Source organism: Bacillus sp. PS108 (genome assembly GCF_037963335.1).
Classification (GTDB): Bacteria; Bacillota; Bacilli; order Bacillales; family Bacillaceae; genus Bacillus; species Bacillus subtilis.
Genome location: NZ_CP150155.1, coordinates 3813988 through 3831499 on the forward strand (window position 1 = coordinate 3813988; position 17512 = coordinate 3831499).

Below are 17512 nucleotides of genomic sequence, written 5' to 3' on the forward strand. Positions count from 1 at the left end.
AGTAGGTTATCGTTGAAGAATAGCACAGATGGCTCAGATTTCACATAAGAAAATAGAAGGATTTTCTACATAAGTGTCCAAATTCCGACATTCATTTCAGATTTCCCGGTCGAACTGGCTGTTACTTCATGATTTCCCGGGAAAGGAAAATATCTCGCACTAAAGACCTCTTCTCCGTTATTGATAAAGATTTCAACAGAGGATGCGTCGATAAACATGTGCACGGTATGCAAATCCTTGATGCGGCAATGTCTCGACTCTTTTCTTTTTCCGTCGAAGCTCGTCCGTTCCAGCGTAACAATCCCCTCGCCTTTATGGAAGGAAAACGAAGCCGTTCCGCGGATACTGATTGAAAAACCGGACTCCGTATGAATGTCTTCCAGCAAGATCTCAGCTCTTTCAGCGTTTTCCACTGGAAGTGTGCCAGATGATTCGTGCATGTGGATTTGTAATTTCTTCTCGTTTCTGCGCATGGCTTTCAGCTCAGGCAGCGGCTGCTGAATCAGCTTCTCGCCTGATATTGTCAGCTGTCTCGGCAGCGTCATGCAGTGAATCCAGTGATAGTCAATCGTCGGATGAGATCCTTCATCCTGGTCAGGCACAGCCATCCATGCAAACAAAATTCGTCTGCCCTGATCGTCTTCAAGTGTTTGCGGCGCGTAAAAATCAAAACCTTGATCAAGCTCCATAAATTCACCATGCTTCAGTTCAGGCTTGTTATAATCAAGACGGCCGACAAAATAACCTGATTGATATACGTTCTGATAACGGAAACCGTCAGCCTCAAGCCCTTGAGGCGAAACAATCAGCACATCCGATCCTTGAAGGGAAAACAAATCAGGGCATTCCCACATGTATCCAAAATCGTCCAGCCCGTTGAAGCCTGCGCCGGTTATCGGGCCAAGAAATCTCCACTCTATCAGGTTATCAGAAGCAAACAATACAGCCTGCCCTTTCAAATTCTCTGTTTGCGCACCAATCACCATATACCATGTGCCTTCATGCTCCCATACCTTCGGATCGCGAAAATGCGCCGTATATCCTTCCGGAAGGCGGGCGACGACACCCTTTTTCTCAAAGGACAGCCCGTCGTCAGAAACAGCAAGGCATTGATACGTTTCCCGATTTCCATCCTGATCCCTGACATTTCCTGTGTAAAACAGATAAAGCCGATCGTCTTTCGTGACAGCGCTGCCCGAGTAGCAGCCGTTTTTATCAAACCAATCACTCGGAGCCAGCGCAATCTCTTCCCGCTTCCAATTCACAACATCCTGTGTCGTATAATGCCCCCAAAATTTTGCGCCGTGCCCCGTCTGAAACGGCTGCCACTGAAAGAATACATGATAGCTGCCCTTCCAATAAATCACGCCATTCGGGTCATTCAGCAGCCCAACCGGCGGCATGATGTGAAAATGCTGGCGGTGCGGATCGCTGTTAGCGATGGGCTCTTTTTTCTCCACTTCTTCATAAGCCCGGCGACGAAGCTCCTGGTCATGTGCTGTCATTTTTTCCTCACCTCATCCTCATTAATCTTCATGACAAATGCTGCAATGAACGCTGACACTGCCGCAATCGCCATGCCAATCAGATAGTTGATCAAGTTGCCCATGCCAAACGGCGCAGCAATGGCGATCATCGGAATTCCCGTTAACCCGTAAGCGTTTGCAGCTACATGTGTAAAGACGACATATGCCCCACCCAATGCGCCTCCGATCATCGCGGCGATAAACGGTTTTCGGTAGCGAAGATTGACTCCGAATATGACGGGCTCAGTAATGCCGAGAAAAGCGGAAAGTGCTGCTGGAAGTGCGATTTCTTTTGTCTTTGCCTTTTTCGCCATAAAGAAGACGGCAAGACCTGCCCCGCCTTGTGCGACATTCGCCATTGACCAGATCGGCAGCAAGTAGTTTTTGCCTATATCTGCAATAAGCCCCGCCTCAATCGCATGGAAGCTATGATGAACACCTGTCAGCACGATGAGTGAATACGTGCCCCCGAAAATCAGACCCGCAACAAAACCGGCATGGTCATACACATAAGTTAAAGCAACCGTAATGCCGGAGCCAAGCGCTCTGCCCAGAGGGCCAATCGCGATAAAAGCAACAAAACCGGTGACAATTACAGTAACAAAAGGTGTAACAAGCAAGTCTACCGCATGCGGAACCACTTTTCTTGTCCATTTCTCTACCTTGCTCATTACATAAACCGCCAGCAGAACAGGGATGACAGTTCCCTGATAGCCTAGAAGCGCGATATCAAATCCGAAAAGATGCATATAATCAGGTGTGGCTTCCGCCAATCCCCATGGATTTAAAAGAGACGGATGAATCATGATTCCCCCGATGACCGCTCCCAAGTATGGATTGCTGCCAAACTCTTTTGAAGCGCTGACCCCGATTAGAATCGGCAAGAAAATGAATGCTGCACTTGAAAACATATCAAGCAGCTGCAACAGCGCAGAATCCTTGCTCATCCAATGAAACGCATTGATCATACCCAGCAATCCCATTAACAGGCCGCTGGCCACAATAGCCGGGATAATTGGGACAAAAATATTAGAAAGCGTTTTCGCAAATCTCGCAGCGGGATTCAGCTTTTCTTTTGCCGCATCCTGATGATTGACGTGTTCCTCACGCTCAATATCAGCTTCTTTAGAAAAAGCATCGAATACTTTATTCACAAGGCCTGTTCCGAAAATGATCTGGTACTGGCCAGAGCTGCTGAAAGCCCCTTTAACGCCATCAAGCTCTTCTACTTGTGCTTGATCTATCTTTGATTCATCTTTCATCACTAAACGCAGTCTTGTTGCACAATGAGCCGCGCTGATGATATTTTCTTTCCCTCCGAGAAGCTCAATGAGGCGTTTTGCAGTCTCTTTGTAATCCATCTATTTCTCCCCCTTTTATTTAAACAAAAAAGACCTAAAATTCGCCAACGAATAAAGGACACAGCGATCCTTTTTCATTTACGCAAATTTTAGGTCTTGCCTGCTTTACCAGTCACAATCCCGCTTATTCAGATTAAGAATACGCTTTCATCATAAATCATGACAGCGTTTTCGTCAACTATTTTTTTAGTTAAATAGTTTGATAAAACATGTAGACAAAACTTCGTAAAAATTAATTGTGAAATACTTCACAATATCGTGCTATACTATGCTCAATCATGAAAGAAAGCAGGAAAAGACAATGGAAACTCAAGCATTGCAAAAGGTTGAACAGTATGCTTTGAAAAAACAAAACATATTCGCTTCAAGCAAAATCCGTTATGTGCTTCGGTCCATTTTGGCCAGTATGTTTATTGGTTTTGGCATTACAGCCGCAAGCAAAACAGGAAGCTATTTCTTTATGGCTGATTCTCCGTTTGCCTTTCCGGCAGCCGCTGTCACTTTCGGGGCCGCTATTCTGCTGATTGCTTACGGAGGCGGAGATTTATTTACCGGCAACACCTTTTATTTCACCTATACCGCGCTCCGGAAAAAACTCAGCTGGCGCGACACCCTGTACTTGTGGATGTCAAGCTATGCCGGCAATTTAATCGGCGCCATTCTGTTTGCCATCCTGATCAGCGCGACGGGACTTTTTGAGGAGCCTTCTGTTCATTCTTTTTTGATTCATTTGTCAGAGCACAAAATGGAGCCGCCGGCTTCCGAATTGTTTTTCAGAGGAATGCTGTGCAATTGGCTTGTGTGCCTCGCCTTTTTCATTCCAATGTCTCTCAAAGGGGAAGGAGCAAAGCTTTTTACCATGATGCTATTCGTTTTCTGCTTCTTTATTTCCGGCTTTGAACACAGCATTGCCAATATGTGCACATTCGCCATCTCGCTTTTGATCGAGCACCCTGATACAGTGACACTGATGGGAGCAGTCAGAAACTTAATTCCCGTTACGCTCGGCAATCTGACCGCGGGAATAGTCATGATGGGCTGGATGTACTACACACTGAATCCTGATCAATAAAAAAACTTCCAGAGATCACTCCCTGCAAGTCAAATCGGTTATTCCGAGAGATCTTGAAGACGCTGGACATGCAGCGTGATATAGCCGGCCTCGGTTTCCGGCAAATGTAATTGATATTCATTTTTCAAAAACTCCGCCAGCTCCAGCGCACATTGATAGGCGAATGAATACTTTTTTTGGATGAAATAAAGCATCTCCTCGTCCATACGATGGAGCGCTTCATTTGATTCCAACCGGCTGACCGCGTATCGCAAATGCGTGACAAGGCGTTGATAGGAAATGCTGTTTTCATCCACCTTTCGATTAAAGTATTGTTCTATTTTCTCTATCATTTCTTTGATCATGGTCGTATGCTTCAGCGCCGAATACATGCTCTCCGCATCCATCTTCGCCGTATGGATGTGAAGGGCAATATAACCCGCTTCATCTTCAGGCAGAGACACGCCCAATGTCTCTTTTACATGTCCGATCGCCCACAGGCCGATCTCGTATTCTTTTTTATAGAGCGCCTTTATCTCATGCAGCAATTTATTCTGCACAAGCAGCCCATTTTGAATCCTTTCGATCGCAAAGGACAAATGGTCGGAAAGCGCAATATGAATGTGATCGCTCAGCGGCGCCGCGAGCTCTCCTTCCGCATAGCTGATGATATCCTCAGCTATTTCTATATGCTCCTCCGGCAGTGTTTGCAGGATTTGTTTGAATTTTTCATTCTCGTCGCGCACGACAAAGATTTTTTCCACTTTATTCATAGGGATGAGATCATTTTTCTTTTTTTGAAAAGCGATTCCCGGTCCCATCACGATTTTTTCCTGATCATCCTCTTTTATTAAAGCCGCATTGTTGTTTAATACTTTATAGATTTTCAAGAGGTTATCTCTCCCGCCAATTTGCTTTTGACTGGGATTTTACCTCCTTTTGACCGCCATGTAAAGATGCGGGCCCGCTCTCTCCTGCTTTGGCGATTCCTTGAAGGCTTGCAAACATCTTCTTTTATAAAGCGCGGCGGCTTTCGCTTTCTGCTTTTCTTCCTCATTCACAGCCATCCGCCACTCATAAAACGAAACGAGTCCTGCGGCCTGCACAGCCGCCTTTCTTTGGTATGTACGCTGAGCCGAATAGACCGCGGCAGCCGCAGTTTTTCTGTCCGGCGTCACCCAGTTCATCAAAAAGACCATCCACACCCGTAAAGATACAAGCAAACGTTTCATAGAAAAACATCCCTCCGCTTCTTTTTGGCAGGCAGCCTTTTTAGCAGCCCGTTTTCTCAGCCGCAGCCCGCAAGAAAAGACGGCCGATTTCTTTTCTCGCAAACTAGCAGCTCTAGCAAAACTCATGACTCTATGATAGACCGTGGAAAGAGAATTCTTTGTCACAATATGAGTGAAAAAACCAACTAGTTTTTAGAAGTTTTGTTGAAAGCTGAAAGAATTGAAATGAAAATTGGAGAACCGCTTTAAAAACTTTATACACAAGTTATCCCAAAGATAAGAACAACTTAATCACAAGAGATATCCACATGTCCACAAACTCTATCTATATTTTGTATACGAACGTATATTCCTAACTATATATATACACAGGTTTATTCACTTATACACAGGGTTCTGTGTATAACTCCTTCGTTATACACAAACGAAATCCAATAAATGGTCCAAATGACACAAGGATTTTTTTGAATTTTCAAGAAATATATACTAGATCTTTCACATTTTTTCTAAATACAAAGGGGGAAACACATTGAAAAAGGGGATCATTCGCTTTCTGCTTGTAAGTTTCGTCTTATTTTTTGCGTTATCCACAGGTATTACGGGCGTCCAGGCAGCTCCGGCTTCTTCAAAAACGTCGGCTGATCTGGAAAAAGCCGAGGTATTCGGTGATATCGATATGACGACAAGCAAAAAAACAACCGTTATAGTGGAATTAAAAGAAAAATCCTTGGCAGAAGCGAAGGAAGCGGGAGAAAGCCAATCGAAAAGCAAGCTGAAAACCGCTCGCACCAAAGCAAAAAATAAAGCAATCAAAGCGGTGAAAAACGGAAAAGTAAACCGGGAATATGAGCAGGTATTTTCAGGCTTCTCTATGAAGCTCCCAGCTAATGAGATTCCAAAACTTCTCGCGGTAAAAGACGTTAAGGCAGTGTACCCGAACGTCACATATAAAACAGACAATATGAAGGATAAAGACGTCACAATCTCCGAAGACGCCGTATCTCCGCAAATGGATGACAGTGCGCCTTATATCGGAGCAAACGATGCATGGGATTTAGGCTACACAGGAAAAGGCATTAAGGTGGCGATAATTGACACTGGGGTTGAATACAATCACCCAGATCTGAAGAAAAACTTTGGACAATATAAAGGATACGATTTTGTAGACAATGATTACGATCCAAAAGAAACACCAACAGGCGATCCAAGGGGCGGAGCGACTGACCACGGCACACACGTAGCCGGAACTGTGGCTGCAAACGGAACAATTAAAGGCGTAGCGCCTGATGCCACACTTCTTGCTTATCGTGTGTTAGGGCCTGGCGGAAGCGGCACAACGGAAAACGTCATCGCCGGTGTGGAACGTGCAGTGCAGGACGGGGCAGATGTGATGAACCTGTCTCTCGGAAACTCTTTAAACAACCCGGACTGGGCGACAAGCACAGCGCTTGACTGGGCCATGTCAGAAGGCGTTGTCGCTGTTACCTCAAACGGCAACAGCGGACCGAACGGCTGGACAGTCGGATCGCCGGGCACATCCAGAGAAGCGATTTCTGTCGGTGCGACTCAGCTGCCGCTCAATGAATACGCCGTCACTTTCGGCTCCTATTCTTCAGCAAAAGTGATGGGCTATAACAAAGAGGACGACGTCAAAGCGCTCAATAACAAAGAAGTTGAGCTTGTCGAAGCGGGAATCGGCGAAGAAAAGGATTTTGAAGGGAAAGACCTGACAGGCAAAGTCGCCGTTGTCAAACGAGGCAGCATTGCATTTGTGGATAAAGCGGATAACGCTAAAAAAGCCGGTGCCATCGGCATGGTTGTGTATAACAATCTCTCTGGAGAAATTGAAGCCAATGTGCCAGGCATGTCTGTCCCAACGATTAAGCTTTCATTAGAAGACGGCGAAAAACTCGTCAGCGCCCTGAAAGCTGGTGAGACAAAAACAACATTCAAGTTGACGGTCTCAAAAGCGCTCGGTGAACAAGTCGCTGATTTCTCATCACGCGGTCCTGTTATGGATACGTGGATGATTAAGCCTGATATTTCCGCGCCAGGGGTCAATATCGTGAGCACGATCCCAACACACGATCCTGACCATCCATACGGCTACGGATCAAAACAAGGAACAAGCATGGCATCGCCTCATATTGCCGGAGCGGTTGCCGTTATTAAACAAGCCAAACCAAAGTGGAGCGTTGAACAGATTAAAGCCATCATCATGAATACCGCTGTCACTTTAAAGGATAGCGATGGGGAAGTATATCCGCATAACGCTCAAGGCGCAGGCAGCGCAAGAATCATGAACGCAATCAAAGCCGATTCGCTCGTCTCACCTGGAAGCTATTCATACGGCACGTTCTTGAAGGAAAACGGAAACGAAACAAAAAATGAAACGTTTACGATTGAAAATCAATCTTCCATTAGAAAGTCATACACACTTGAATACTCATTTAATGGCAGCGGCATTTCCACATCCGGCACAAGCCGTGTTGTGATTCCGGCACATCAAACCGGGAAAGCCACTGCAAAAGTAAAGGTCAATACGAAGAAAACAAAAGCTGGCACCTATGAAGGAACGGTTATCGTCAGAGAAGGCGGAAAAACGGTCGCTAAGGTACCTACATTGCTGATTGTGAAAGAGCCCGATTATCCGAGAGTCACATCTGTCTCTGTCAGCGAAGGGTCTGTACAAGGTACCTATCAAATTGAAACCTACCTTCCTGCGGGAGCGGAAGAGCTGGCGTTCCTCGTCTATGACAGCAACCTTGATTTCGCCGGCCAAGCCGGCATTTATAAAAACCAAGATAAAGGTTACCAGTACTTTGACTGGGATGGCACGATTAATGGCGGAACCAAACTTCCGGCCGGAGAGTATTACTTGCTCGCATATGCCGCGAACAAAGGCAAGTCAAGCCAGGTTTTGACCGAAGAACCTTTCACTGTTGAATAAGAAAAAGCCCTGCCCAATCGGCAGGGCTTTTTAAAGATCAGTCAGCAAACGCCTCCTGCAATAATCGATACGATCGGAGCTTATCTTCAAAATGATGCGTGATGGTCACCACCATGATTTCCTCTGTTTCATACGCTTTACTCAAAGCTAACAGCCGCTCCTTAACCTGTTCTTTCGTACCAACAATCATTCGATTTCGATTATCAGCAATTCGTCTCTGTTCATAAGGAGAATACGTATTTTTCCGAACAGCTTCATACGAAGGAACTCCCTCTAAAGGAATACCCTGCTCTCCCGCCAAAAGTGTAAAATCAAGCACAGCCTCAAGCTCCTCTGCCTTCTCCTCCGTGTCAGCACAAAGAACAAAAACAGCAACTGCCGCTCGAGGCGTATCTCCTAACACAGACGGTTTGAATCGTCTCTTATACTGTCTGACAGTACCCTCTCCGCCCTCTCCATTGATAAAATGGGCAAACATATAGCCAGCGCCAGATTCAGCTGCGAGCAGCGCGCTTTCTCCAGATGAGCCGAGCAGCCACACATCCGGAGCCGTTGAAATATGCGGCGCAGCGGTCAGATTCGGAAAACGGTGTTTGTCATCCGCCAAATCATGCAAATACATGGTCAGCTCCTTAATTTGCTGCGGATACTGATCAGCATTGCGCTTACCGCCGTCATTAAGCGCCCATGATGCAATCGGCATTCCCCCCGGTGCTCTGCCAAGCCCCAGGTCAATTCTTCCTGGTGTCAGCCCCTCCAGAACACGAAAGTTTTCAGCTACTTTATAAGCACTGTAATGCGGCAGCATGACTCCTCCTGATCCAACACGGATTCGCTTTGTTTTCGCCGCTATATGACTGATTAGCACCTCAGGACTGGACCCTGCCAGCCGTTTTGAAAAGTGATGCTCAGAAACCCAAAATCTCTTATATCCAAGGTCCTCAGCAGCTTGGGCAAGCGCAACGGTTTGCTGTAAGGCCGTTTCTGCATTGCTGCCCTCTGATACTGGAGATTGATCTAATATACTTAATGAAACCATCCCTACCACCTCATCCTCATCGTATCACTGATCCCCTATTTTTTCTCCAAAGCCGCTCACACTGCTTATCAGTGTCCCCTATCATTCGCCATTTATTTGTGAAAGCATGATCCTATTTGTCGGAATATGTTACACGTGAAACATAAAAACCCCTCCAGACGGAGAGGTTTGCTTTAGTTTTTATTAAAGCCCTTTTCTTTCACGTAGTCATTTAAATACGTACGCGGCTTTTGCTTCATAAAGTTCAGTATTTGATCGGACCACGTTTCTTCCCGCTGCCCGTTTGTTCTTTCTCTATAGTAATCAGAAATGGTTTTGTCATACGTATTCATAGTATGACGGAAATCGTCTGTGTTCACATTATACGTATTCTCATGATAAACGGCCTGCTTTGGCAATCTTGGTTTTTTGCCAGAAAGGTTCGCAGGATGGCCTACTGCCAGTCCGAAAAGCGGGAGCACATGATCAGGCGTTTGCAGCACCTCTGTCACCTTGTCCAGTTCATTCCGAATGCCACCGATATAGCAAATGCCAAGCCCCATGGATTCAGCGGCAATGCTCATATTTTGCGCTGCCAGCGCCGCATCAATCAAGCTAACCATAAACATTTCTGTATTCTCGAGCAGCTCAGAAATATGTTCACCTTTTTCCTCAGCCAGTTTTTGATGGCGGTACAAATCCGCACAAAATACAAAAAAGTGTCCGTTCTTCTCAACGTAAGGCTGATTCCCAGCAAGCACGGACAGCTCACGTTTTTTCTCAGGATCAGAAACCCCGATAATCGAATATGCCTGCACATAGCTGGATGTAGACGCAGCCTGCGCACTTTTCACTAATGTATCAATTTCTTCAGCTGTCAAAAGCTGATCAGTAAAAGACCGGATTGACCGATGATTCAAAATGGTTTCGATTGTGTTATTCATCACAAAAACCTCCTTATCACTTTTTATCATATCCGAAAAAAAGTGATCTCAAAAGCGAAATGCTCTGAACAAAAAAAGACAGCCTCTGTAAAGGCTGTCTGCATATTAAGAATTAAAAAGATAACTTCTGTATTTCGTCAGCTGCACACTTGCATTATATACAATTCCAAATCCGATTAACGTGGAAAGTGTCGAGCTTCCCCCATAGCTGACAAACAGCAGCGGAATCCCGGTAACAGGCATAATGCCGATGTTCATTCCGATATTCTGGAATGTGTGGATCACAATTAACGCCGTATAGCCAACGCAAAAGAAAGAAGCGAAACGGTTAAACGGATGTATTTTGTCTATCAGAACGACAAGCCTGTAGATTAAAAAGAAGAACATGATGACAACAATTGCACAGCCTATAAAGCCAAATGACTCACCTAAAATGGCGAAGATAAAATCGGTCTGTCCTTCTGGTACATACACCTTTAAATTGTGAACTCCATTTCCCACAATGCCGCCTGAGCCGATGGCCATAACGGCCTGATCAACCTGCCAGCTGCTATTTGCGTCTTCCTGAGTTGTTCCATTTGTATCAGAAACCCAGGATGTTACCCTTTTTATTTGATATTCTTGTATCCCCACTGATTTAGCAGCATCAGGAAAATTAATCATCACTAACAAGATAAGAGAAATAAATAAGATACCTGAACCACCAATGATTGCGATCAGCTTCCAGTTTACTCCTGACATAAAGATCATGACAATCACAATAAACATACATATTCCAGCTGTACCAGCATCCTGAAGAAGGATAAGTCCAATCGGCACTACCGATACACCTGCAATCTTAAGCAAAAGATGCACATCATCTCTGAGCGTTCGGATTTTTTTAGGGCTTGCTTTTGAAATCACTGAGGCTACCATCATCATGAGCCCGATTTTCATAAATTCAGAGGGCTGTAACGTTACAGAACCAAACTGAAACCAGCTTTTTGCGCCGTTTTTCACTGGTGCAATAGACTCAGGACTGACTCTCAATATCAAGAGAAGCAAAATCCCAAATAAAAATACATATAAACTAAGTTTTTCAAGCTGCTCCAAATCAAAATACAGCAGCACCGAAATAGCGATAGCCCCCAAAGCATAATAAATAATTTGTTTCGTCCAGGCATTATCTCCATACTGCCCAAACTGACCGGCAGCATAAATCGCCAATACGCTTATAATAAAAAACACACCAAATATAAAAATCAAATCCCCCTGGTAAAAGGGGCTTTGCTGTTTCTTATATCGACTCATTCTATCCCGCCTTACATTTTCATCGGAAAATCACTAATGTTTATTATACATGAACCACGTTCAAGATGACACGTGAAGCTCGCTTCCTTTTAAGTTTTTTCCGCACTTGTGGCGCTTTTCAGCTACACGAAATATGACGTATGATAAACCGAAATGTTTCGATTGACACAAAACTTTTCAAATAAAAAAACCCCTTTTAAATAAGGGGTTAAAAGAAATCCATAAGAAATGGAGGTTTTAGTTGAAAGTCGTCATCAAGCCGTTTGATTTCCGATACCGGCCCTTTTATCATGCCTGCTTCAAAAAGGAAACGGGCACTTCTGGCGCCTAGGAAGAAAGCGGTTAAAGAAGATATGCTGCATTCTATTAGATGGTCAGATGACTCTTCTGGAACGATCTGCACCTGCTGCGAATCGACGCGGAAAGTCTGTTGATTCCACGGTGCCCATTGATCCGTTACCTTAAAGTCAAAGGGAGCTGTTACCCGAGATTTTGGATATTCCCGTAAAAAACCTTCAACGTCAACGATGCGCGTCATACTATAAGGATATATCTCTTGTTTGACCCGGGGTTCGGCAGTTAAAAAATCAAGATCTTCCTCCATCCGTACAGTCAGTTCCGCTTCATTTAGCATCGAATCATGCTGGCAAATAAAATTCCACAAGCCCCTCTGTGCCTCTCTGTTCAAATAAACAAATTCCTCAACTCTCATCGTTTTATTTTTGATGTCATACACAAGATATCCACAGGGCACCCCATCTTCAGAGATGTACATAGCTTTCATTCCATGGATCTTCTCTGTCCAATGCTCCTTTGAACGCTTCATCAGCCCATTATGCTTCGTTCTGTACTGATTATAGATGGCATTCACTGCATCTGTTTCATCCTTTTGAAGCCTCCTCACGTCCCCGGGGGCATCGCCTAGTTTTTGAAACTGTTCTTTAAGGTAAGTCAGGCGTTTTTGATAGAAACAGAGTTCCCAGCCAAATTTGCGGTAAAAGGAGATCAGGAACGGATGCAAAAAGCTGATGGTTTGGTTTCTTTTCTTCATAACCGTTAGAGCGTCTAGAATAAGTTCCTTTACTGTTCCTTTTCTTCTGTATTCAGGCCAGGTTGCTACCCCGGCAATACCTCCCATCTTCATCTCCTGCTCTTCCAGCATGACAGAAAAGGGAATGATGTGAAGCTTAGAAAGGAGCTTCTCTTGTTCTTTGATTCCGATGATGTAATGGTTCTCTAAAGCTTTTACTTTCTCTTCTCGTTCCTCAACACTAAGTTCTTTCTGAAAAGCATATTCAGACATACTGATTACTTCCCGCCAGTCTTCTTTTTCAAGCTTTATTACCTGATACATCTACATTCCCCCTGTTCTAAAAGAAAGCTCCGTACAATCTCCTATCTTATAAAGCATAAAAATAAGACAATAGGTCTAACTCATTTTAACGAAAATGTGTATCAATTTCTGGAAAACATGGTATAATAATTGTAACAGAATGTTCACAAAACAACCACAAAACAGACACAACTCAGTTCCTCTATTTCATTTTTGTAAACGTTATCACAAAATGAAAGGAGACGGGTATGATGGACATGTTTTTTGCTTACTTATTGGTTGCCAGCGCAACGCCTCTCTTTATTTGGCTTGATAACAAAAAAGTCGCACTTTCAGCTATTCCGCCAATCATCTTAATGTGGGTATTCTTCTTCTTTTACGCAACAGAAAGCCTTTCTCCACTTGGACACACTCTCATGATTATCTTGTTTGCCGTCAACGTCATTGTCGCTCATATCGCTGCATTTATCATTTACGGCCTTCCGTATCTTCGCAGAAAGCGAAGCAGCTGAAGACAGCAAAAAACCCTCTTCCAATGAAGAGGGTTTTTGTATTATTCGTTATGGCCTGAATGCTCTGAGTGTTCAGCGCCTCCAGGAGGATTTCCGTCCATATGGTCACCATGGTGATAGTGAGCCGCGAAAATCCAGATGGATCCAAGTACGATAACGATCGCGCCAAAGAATCCGAACAGCGTGTTTCCGACTTGGATCGTGCCGTTTTCGCTCTCTGTCATATGCATGAACATGAGAAGCTGCAGCGCCGCCTGAATGAAGGCGAAGCCGAAGATAATCCAAAGTTTTGCTGATGGACTCAATTCAGTATAAACTGCAACCCATAGAGCCAGCAGGGTCAAAACGATAGACAGGATAAAACCTACAATGTGTTTCCATGGAAAGTGACTGTGTTCAGCAGATTTGTTTGCCATTTTACAGACCCCCCAATCCCATGAGATAGACACCTGTAAAGATGAAAATCCATACAACATCTAAGAAGTGCCAGTACAAGCTTGAGATAAAGATTTTAGATGAAGTTTGCGGAGTTAAGCCGCGTTTCTTCAACTGAATCAGAATTCCTGTGATCCAGAAAATCCCGATTGTTACGTGAGTTCCGTGAGTTCCAAGTAAAACAAAGAATCCAGACCAGAACGCACTTGTACTGAGAGCCGCTCCTTCATGTACATAGTGAACAAACTCGTTGATCTCGCATCCGACGAAGCCGGCACCGAGAAGAAGAGTGATAATTGTCCAAATGACTACGCCTTTTAAACTTCCGCGGCGCATTTCATGAACAGCGATCCCGCAGGTAAAGCTGCTGATCAGCAGCAAGAACGTCATAATCATTACCAGATTGACTTCAAATAGTTCGTCTGGCAAGACACCTCCAGCTGTTCTGTTTTTAAGAACGAAGAAGGTTGCAAATAGTGTTGAGAACAACACAATTTCTGCCCCTAAAAAGATCCAAAACCCGAGAATATTAAGTCTGCCGGTTTCAGATTGATATTCCATAGGCGCGTTAGAATTGCCGTGTTCTGCATGTTCCATAACTCACGCCTCCTTATTCGGAAATCTTTCTTTCCGTCTCTTTTATTTCATCAACACTAATGTAGTAGCCGTTGTCGTATTCGAATGAACGCAGAACCATGCAGAGCAGGACTCCGATCAATCCGACTACGCCCATCCAGTACCATTCAAAGACAAGTCCAAAGCCTGCAAGACCGAAGGCAACAGACATAAAGAACGGTCTGCCTGAGTTGCTTGGCATATGGATTTTCTTGAATTTACTTTCAGGGTATAATTCAGTTTTTTCTTCTTTCATATGCAGGAATGCATCTTGAGATTTGACTTCAGGAAGCACCGCAAAGTTGTAATGCGGCGGAATCGCAGAAGAAGTCGCCCAATCAAGCGTACGTCCCACACCCCATGAATCTCCGCTGATTTCACGAGTAGAGTAACGGAAGCTGTAGTAGATGTTATAGCAAAGGATTAAGAATCCTACGCCCATCATGAAAGCTCCGACTGTTGAGATAAAGTTCAATGTTGTCCAGCCGTCATTCGGTCCGTATGTGTAAATACGGCGAGGCATGCCTTGAAGCCCCAAGAAATATTGCGGGAAGAAACAAATATTGAACCCGATCATAAAGATCCAGAAGAACCATTTTCCGATTCTTTCGTTCAGCTTGTGGCCGAACATTTTTGGATACCAGAAAATAAATCCGGCGAAACAAGCAAATACAGTACCTGCGATCAGCACATAGTGGAAGTGAGATACAAGGAAGTACGTATTATGGTATTGATAATCCGCTGCTGCCATCGCAAGCATAACCCCTGTAACCCCGCCGATAACGAAGTTAGGAATGAACGCAAGCGCCCACAGCATAGGTGTTGTAAAGCTGATTCGGCCTTTATACATTGTAAAGAGCCAGTTAAAGATTTTAACCCCGGTTGGGATTGAGATTGCCATTGTCGTAATTGAGAAGAATGAGTTAACGGACGCACTGTTCCCCATTGTGAAGAAGTGGTGAGTCCAAACTAAGAAACTCAATACAGAGATGGCGATAATAGAACCAACCATCGCTTTGTAACCAAACAATTGTTTTCTTGCAAAGCTTGAGATGATTTCTGAGAAAATACCAAACGCCGGAAGAATAACGATATATACTTCAGGATGTCCCCAAATCCAGAACAAGTTAGCCCAAAGCATCGGCATACCGCCTGCTTCCAATGTGAAAAAGTGAGCGCCGAACAAACGATCAAATGATAAAAGTGCTAATGCTACTGTAAGTACAGGGAAAGCAAACACGATAATAACCATTGTGATCAGTGTTGTCCATGTGAACATTGGCATACGCATTAATGTCATGCCTTTTGTTCTCATTTTTAAGATTGTTACCATAAAGTTGATCCCTGTCATCAGGGTACCGATACCGGCAATCTGAAGTCCGAGGAGGTAGTAGTTCTCACCCGGCCCAGGGCTCATGTCGTTACTTGCAAGCGGCATATAACTCGTCCAGCCTGCGTTCGGAGAACCTCCGATAACGAAAGAAATATTGAAAAGCATCGCCCCTACAAAGAACGTCCAGAAGCTCAGGTTGTTCAAGTAAGGGAACGCAACGTCGCGGGCACCGATTTGAAGAGGCACAACAACGTTAATAAGACCGATTAAGAACGGCATCGCCATGAAGATGATCATGATTGTACCGTGAGTTGTAAAAATTTCATTATAGTGGTTTGAGTCTAAAAAACTGTTATTCGGAAGCGCTAGCTGGGCACGCATCATCAGACCGTCGACACCGCCGCGGAATAACATTATTACAGCAGATATAATGTACATGATTCCGAGTTTTTTATGGTCAACAGTAGTTATCCATTCAGACCACAGCCATTTCCACTTTTTGAAGTAAGTCAGTACAAAAATAATGGCAATGGTTGAAAGCGCAATGGAAACTTGTGCGCCCAGAATTAATGGGTCACCAGTTACGAAAAATTCGTCCCATTTGAATTTCATGCAGGCTTCCTCCTTTCCTGATCAATATCATTCTTCTGTATCATCAGACTTCTTAAATTCGTTTTTCTTTACGTTTTCAAACGGATCTGTTTTAGAGTGCGGTGAAACGGCTTGATAGCCAAGGCGTTTGCGCGCCTCCATCGCGTACTCAGCGTCTTGTCCGTGATCAACGTATTTCAAGTGAGTAGAAGAGAACGTTAATTCGTCCACATTTTCAGGAAGCATCAATTCATCATACTTCTCTTTTGTCAGCTTAGGAGCCTCGTTCTGAGTCTTTTTCACCCAGCTGTTAAAGTCTTTTTCTGTGACTGCATTCACATCAAACTCTTGGTCTGCAAAATGTTCACCTGTGAAGTTCGCGTTGCGGCCTTCGTAAGTACCCACTTTGTCAGCCTGTAAGTATTGATCCATCAGCATTCCTGCCATCGCATATTTTTGCCCTCCAAGCTGAGGAATCCATAGCGAAGCCATTGAATCTGCAGATGAGATTTTGAACAAGATCGGGCGGTCGACAGGAATGTTTAAGTAGTTGACCGTTTCAATATCCTGTTCAGGGTAGCTAAATACCCATTTCCAGTCTACCGAAGTAGCATAAACAACAAGAGGCTCTTTGTCTTTTGTTGCTTCAGGAGCTTTTTCTAACGAATATATCGTCTGTACTGTTGGCACAGAAAGTGCAATGACGATTAAAATTGGGATCACTGTCCAGACTACTTCTAAAAACGTGTTACCGTGAATTTCTGGGTTATAAGATCCATTATCTTTGCCTTTACGGTCGCGGTATTTTACTAAAATAATGGTAAATAGAACAAAGACGACCCCGACGATAAACAGCATAAATCCGATAGATAACAGGATTAAATCACTTTGCTGTTCAGCTACAGGTCCTTTCGGATCTAGTACTGAAGCATTGCTGCATCCCCCAAGGACGAAAACCACAGTTAACAGCGCTAATACAAGCAACGGTTTTAATGCTCTGAACAAGAAGATCACCATCCTTCCTATTGATGTAATAAATCTGAAGTGCATACTTCCTCAAAATCTTTTCTCTACTTTGTTATGCTATCAAAAACTTCACTTATTAGCTTTATTTTTTTATAAACTTCATCCCATTTTCGCTTAAATGTCATAAAATCGACAAAAATTGCTCCAACTTTATTCACATCTATCGCTTAAGATGAAAAGTTTCTAGTTATTTCCGCATATAAAGTAAAGAAAGATGATGAAGAACTAATTCTGACAAATTAAGGTTTACCACAATAAAAAACTTAGGTCAATCAAAAATTTCATTTTGTTAAAC

Annotated in this window: 15 protein-coding genes; 3 read left to right on the forward strand and 12 right to left on the reverse strand. The window is 44.0% G+C overall.

Going from position 1 to position 17512, the window contains the following annotated elements:
• Positions 1-65: 65 nt before the first annotated feature.
• Positions 66-1505 (reverse strand): sucrose-6-phosphate hydrolase, encoded by a 1440-nt coding sequence (gene sacA / locus NSQ16_RS19835; RefSeq protein ID WP_230488738.1) that lies wholly within the window; start codon positions 1503-1505, stop codon positions 66-68.
• Positions 1502-2887, reverse strand: coding sequence for a PTS system sucrose transporter subunit IIBC (gene scrA, locus NSQ16_RS19840; protein WP_080529946.1), 1386 nt, complete (start codon positions 2885-2887; stop codon positions 1502-1504). The genes sacA and scrA overlap by 4 nt, the downstream gene beginning before the upstream one ends.
• Positions 2888-3188: 301 nt before the next feature.
• Here scrA and NSQ16_RS19845 point away from each other — a divergent pair, with 301 nt between their 5' ends.
• Positions 3189-3959, forward strand: a complete 771-nt coding sequence (locus NSQ16_RS19845; RefSeq protein WP_088327219.1) for a formate/nitrite transporter family protein — start codon at positions 3189-3191, stop codon at positions 3957-3959.
• Between the two features lie 38 nt (positions 3960-3997).
• On the opposite strand, the gene sacT is transcribed toward NSQ16_RS19845, so the two are convergent.
• Positions 3998-4828 carry a sac operon transcriptional antiterminator SacT gene (gene sacT, locus NSQ16_RS19850; protein ID WP_033883423.1) on the reverse strand — a complete coding sequence of 277 codons (831 nt, stop codon included), beginning with the start codon at positions 4826-4828 and terminating at the stop codon, positions 3998-4000.
• A 39-nt stretch (positions 4829-4867) separates the two neighbouring features.
• Entirely contained in the window at positions 4868-5170 is a 303-nt protein-coding gene (locus NSQ16_RS19855) for a hypothetical protein (RefSeq protein ID WP_003222155.1), read from the reverse strand.
• A 529-nt stretch (positions 5171-5699) separates the two neighbouring features.
• Here NSQ16_RS19855 and vpr point away from each other — a divergent pair.
• Entirely contained in the window at positions 5700-8120 is a 2421-nt protein-coding gene (vpr, locus tag NSQ16_RS19860) for a serine protease Vpr (protein WP_128480849.1), read from the forward strand.
• Between the two features lie 37 nt (positions 8121-8157).
• Here vpr and NSQ16_RS19865 read toward each other — a convergent pair whose 3' ends face one another.
• The 4 genes from NSQ16_RS19865 to NSQ16_RS19880 form a co-directional block, all read right to left on the reverse strand.
• Positions 8158-9159 (reverse strand): LLM class flavin-dependent oxidoreductase, encoded by a 1002-nt coding sequence (locus tag NSQ16_RS19865; protein WP_198878414.1) that lies wholly within the window; start codon positions 9157-9159, stop codon positions 8158-8160.
• Positions 9160-9332: 173 nt separating this feature from the next.
• Positions 9333-10082, reverse strand: coding sequence for an oxygen-insensitive NADPH nitroreductase (gene nfsA, locus NSQ16_RS19870; RefSeq protein WP_017696211.1), 750 nt, complete (start codon positions 10080-10082; stop codon positions 9333-9335).
• A 105-nt stretch (positions 10083-10187) separates the two neighbouring features.
• A complete protein-coding gene (locus NSQ16_RS19875) occupies positions 10188-11372 on the reverse strand; it encodes an FtsW/RodA/SpoVE family cell cycle protein (protein ID WP_230488737.1) in 1185 nt (394 codons plus the stop codon).
• A 208-nt stretch (positions 11373-11580) separates the two neighbouring features.
• The gene (locus tag NSQ16_RS19880) at positions 11581-12726 is read right to left on the reverse strand and encodes a GNAT family N-acetyltransferase (RefSeq protein ID WP_327836298.1); all 1146 of its coding nucleotides are present in this window, start codon (positions 12724-12726) and stop codon (positions 11581-11583) included.
• A gap of 227 nt (positions 12727-12953) precedes the next feature.
• On the opposite strand from NSQ16_RS19880, the gene ywcE reads away from it, so the two are divergent.
• Positions 12954-13217, forward strand: a complete 264-nt coding sequence (gene ywcE, locus NSQ16_RS19885) for a spore morphogenesis/germination protein YwcE (protein ID WP_003227411.1) — start codon at positions 12954-12956, stop codon at positions 13215-13217.
• Positions 13218-13258: 41 nt separating this feature from the next.
• Here the strand turns inward: ywcE and qoxD are convergent, their stop codons facing one another.
• The 4 genes from qoxD to qoxA are packed head-to-tail and all read right to left on the reverse strand — an operon-like array spanning position 13259 to position 17205.
• Positions 13259-13633: a cytochrome aa3 quinol oxidase subunit IV gene (gene qoxD / locus NSQ16_RS19890; protein ID WP_069837848.1), complete on the reverse strand. Its 375-nt coding sequence runs from the start codon at positions 13631-13633 to the stop codon at positions 13259-13261.
• 1 nt (position 13634) lies between these two features.
• Positions 13635-14249: a cytochrome aa3 quinol oxidase subunit III gene (gene qoxC, locus NSQ16_RS19895; protein WP_003227409.1), complete on the reverse strand. Its 615-nt coding sequence runs from the start codon at positions 14247-14249 to the stop codon at positions 13635-13637.
• A gap of 13 nt (positions 14250-14262) precedes the next feature.
• Positions 14263-16212 (reverse strand): cytochrome aa3 quinol oxidase subunit I, encoded by a 1950-nt coding sequence (qoxB, locus tag NSQ16_RS19900; RefSeq protein WP_003227407.1) that lies wholly within the window; start codon positions 16210-16212, stop codon positions 14263-14265.
• A gap of 27 nt (positions 16213-16239) precedes the next feature.
• Positions 16240-17205 (reverse strand): cytochrome aa3 quinol oxidase subunit II, encoded by a 966-nt coding sequence (gene qoxA, locus NSQ16_RS19905; RefSeq protein WP_010886637.1) that lies wholly within the window; start codon positions 17203-17205, stop codon positions 16240-16242.
• Positions 17206-17512: the final 307 nt, after the last annotated feature.

Coding starts and splice junctions, on each gene's coding strand:
- NSQ16_RS19855 (WP_003222155.1), bottom strand. CDS start 5,170: ATGAAACGTTTGCTTGTATCTTTACGGGTGTGGATGGTCTTTTTGATG.
- scrA (WP_080529946.1), bottom strand. CDS start 2,887: ATGGATTACAAAGAGACTGCAAAACGCCTCATTGAGCTTCTCGGAGGG.
- qoxC (WP_003227409.1), bottom strand. CDS start 14,249: ATGGAACATGCAGAACACGGCAATTCTAACGCGCCTATGGAATATCAA.
- NSQ16_RS19865 (WP_198878414.1), bottom strand. CDS start 9,159: ATGGTTTCATTAAGTATATTAGATCAATCTCCAGTATCAGAGGGCAGC.
- NSQ16_RS19880 (WP_327836298.1), bottom strand. CDS start 12,726: ATGTATCAGGTAATAAAGCTTGAAAAAGAAGACTGGCGGGAAGTAATC.
- ywcE (WP_003227411.1), top strand. CDS start 12,954: ATGATGGACATGTTTTTTGCTTACTTATTGGTTGCCAGCGCAACGCCT.
- NSQ16_RS19875 (WP_230488737.1), bottom strand. CDS start 11,372: ATGAGTCGATATAAGAAACAGCAAAGCCCCTTTTACCAGGGGGATTTG.
- NSQ16_RS19845 (WP_088327219.1), top strand. CDS start 3,189: ATGGAAACTCAAGCATTGCAAAAGGTTGAACAGTATGCTTTGAAAAAA.
- nfsA (WP_017696211.1), bottom strand. CDS start 10,082: ATGAATAACACAATCGAAACCATTTTGAATCATCGGTCAATCCGGTCT.
- sacA (WP_230488738.1), bottom strand. CDS start 1,505: ATGACAGCACATGACCAGGAGCTTCGTCGCCGGGCTTATGAAGAAGTG.
- qoxB (WP_003227407.1), bottom strand. CDS start 16,212: ATGAAATTCAAATGGGACGAATTTTTCGTAACTGGTGACCCATTAATT.
- qoxD (WP_069837848.1), bottom strand. CDS start 13,633: ATGGCAAACAAATCTGCTGAACACAGTCACTTTCCATGGAAACACATT.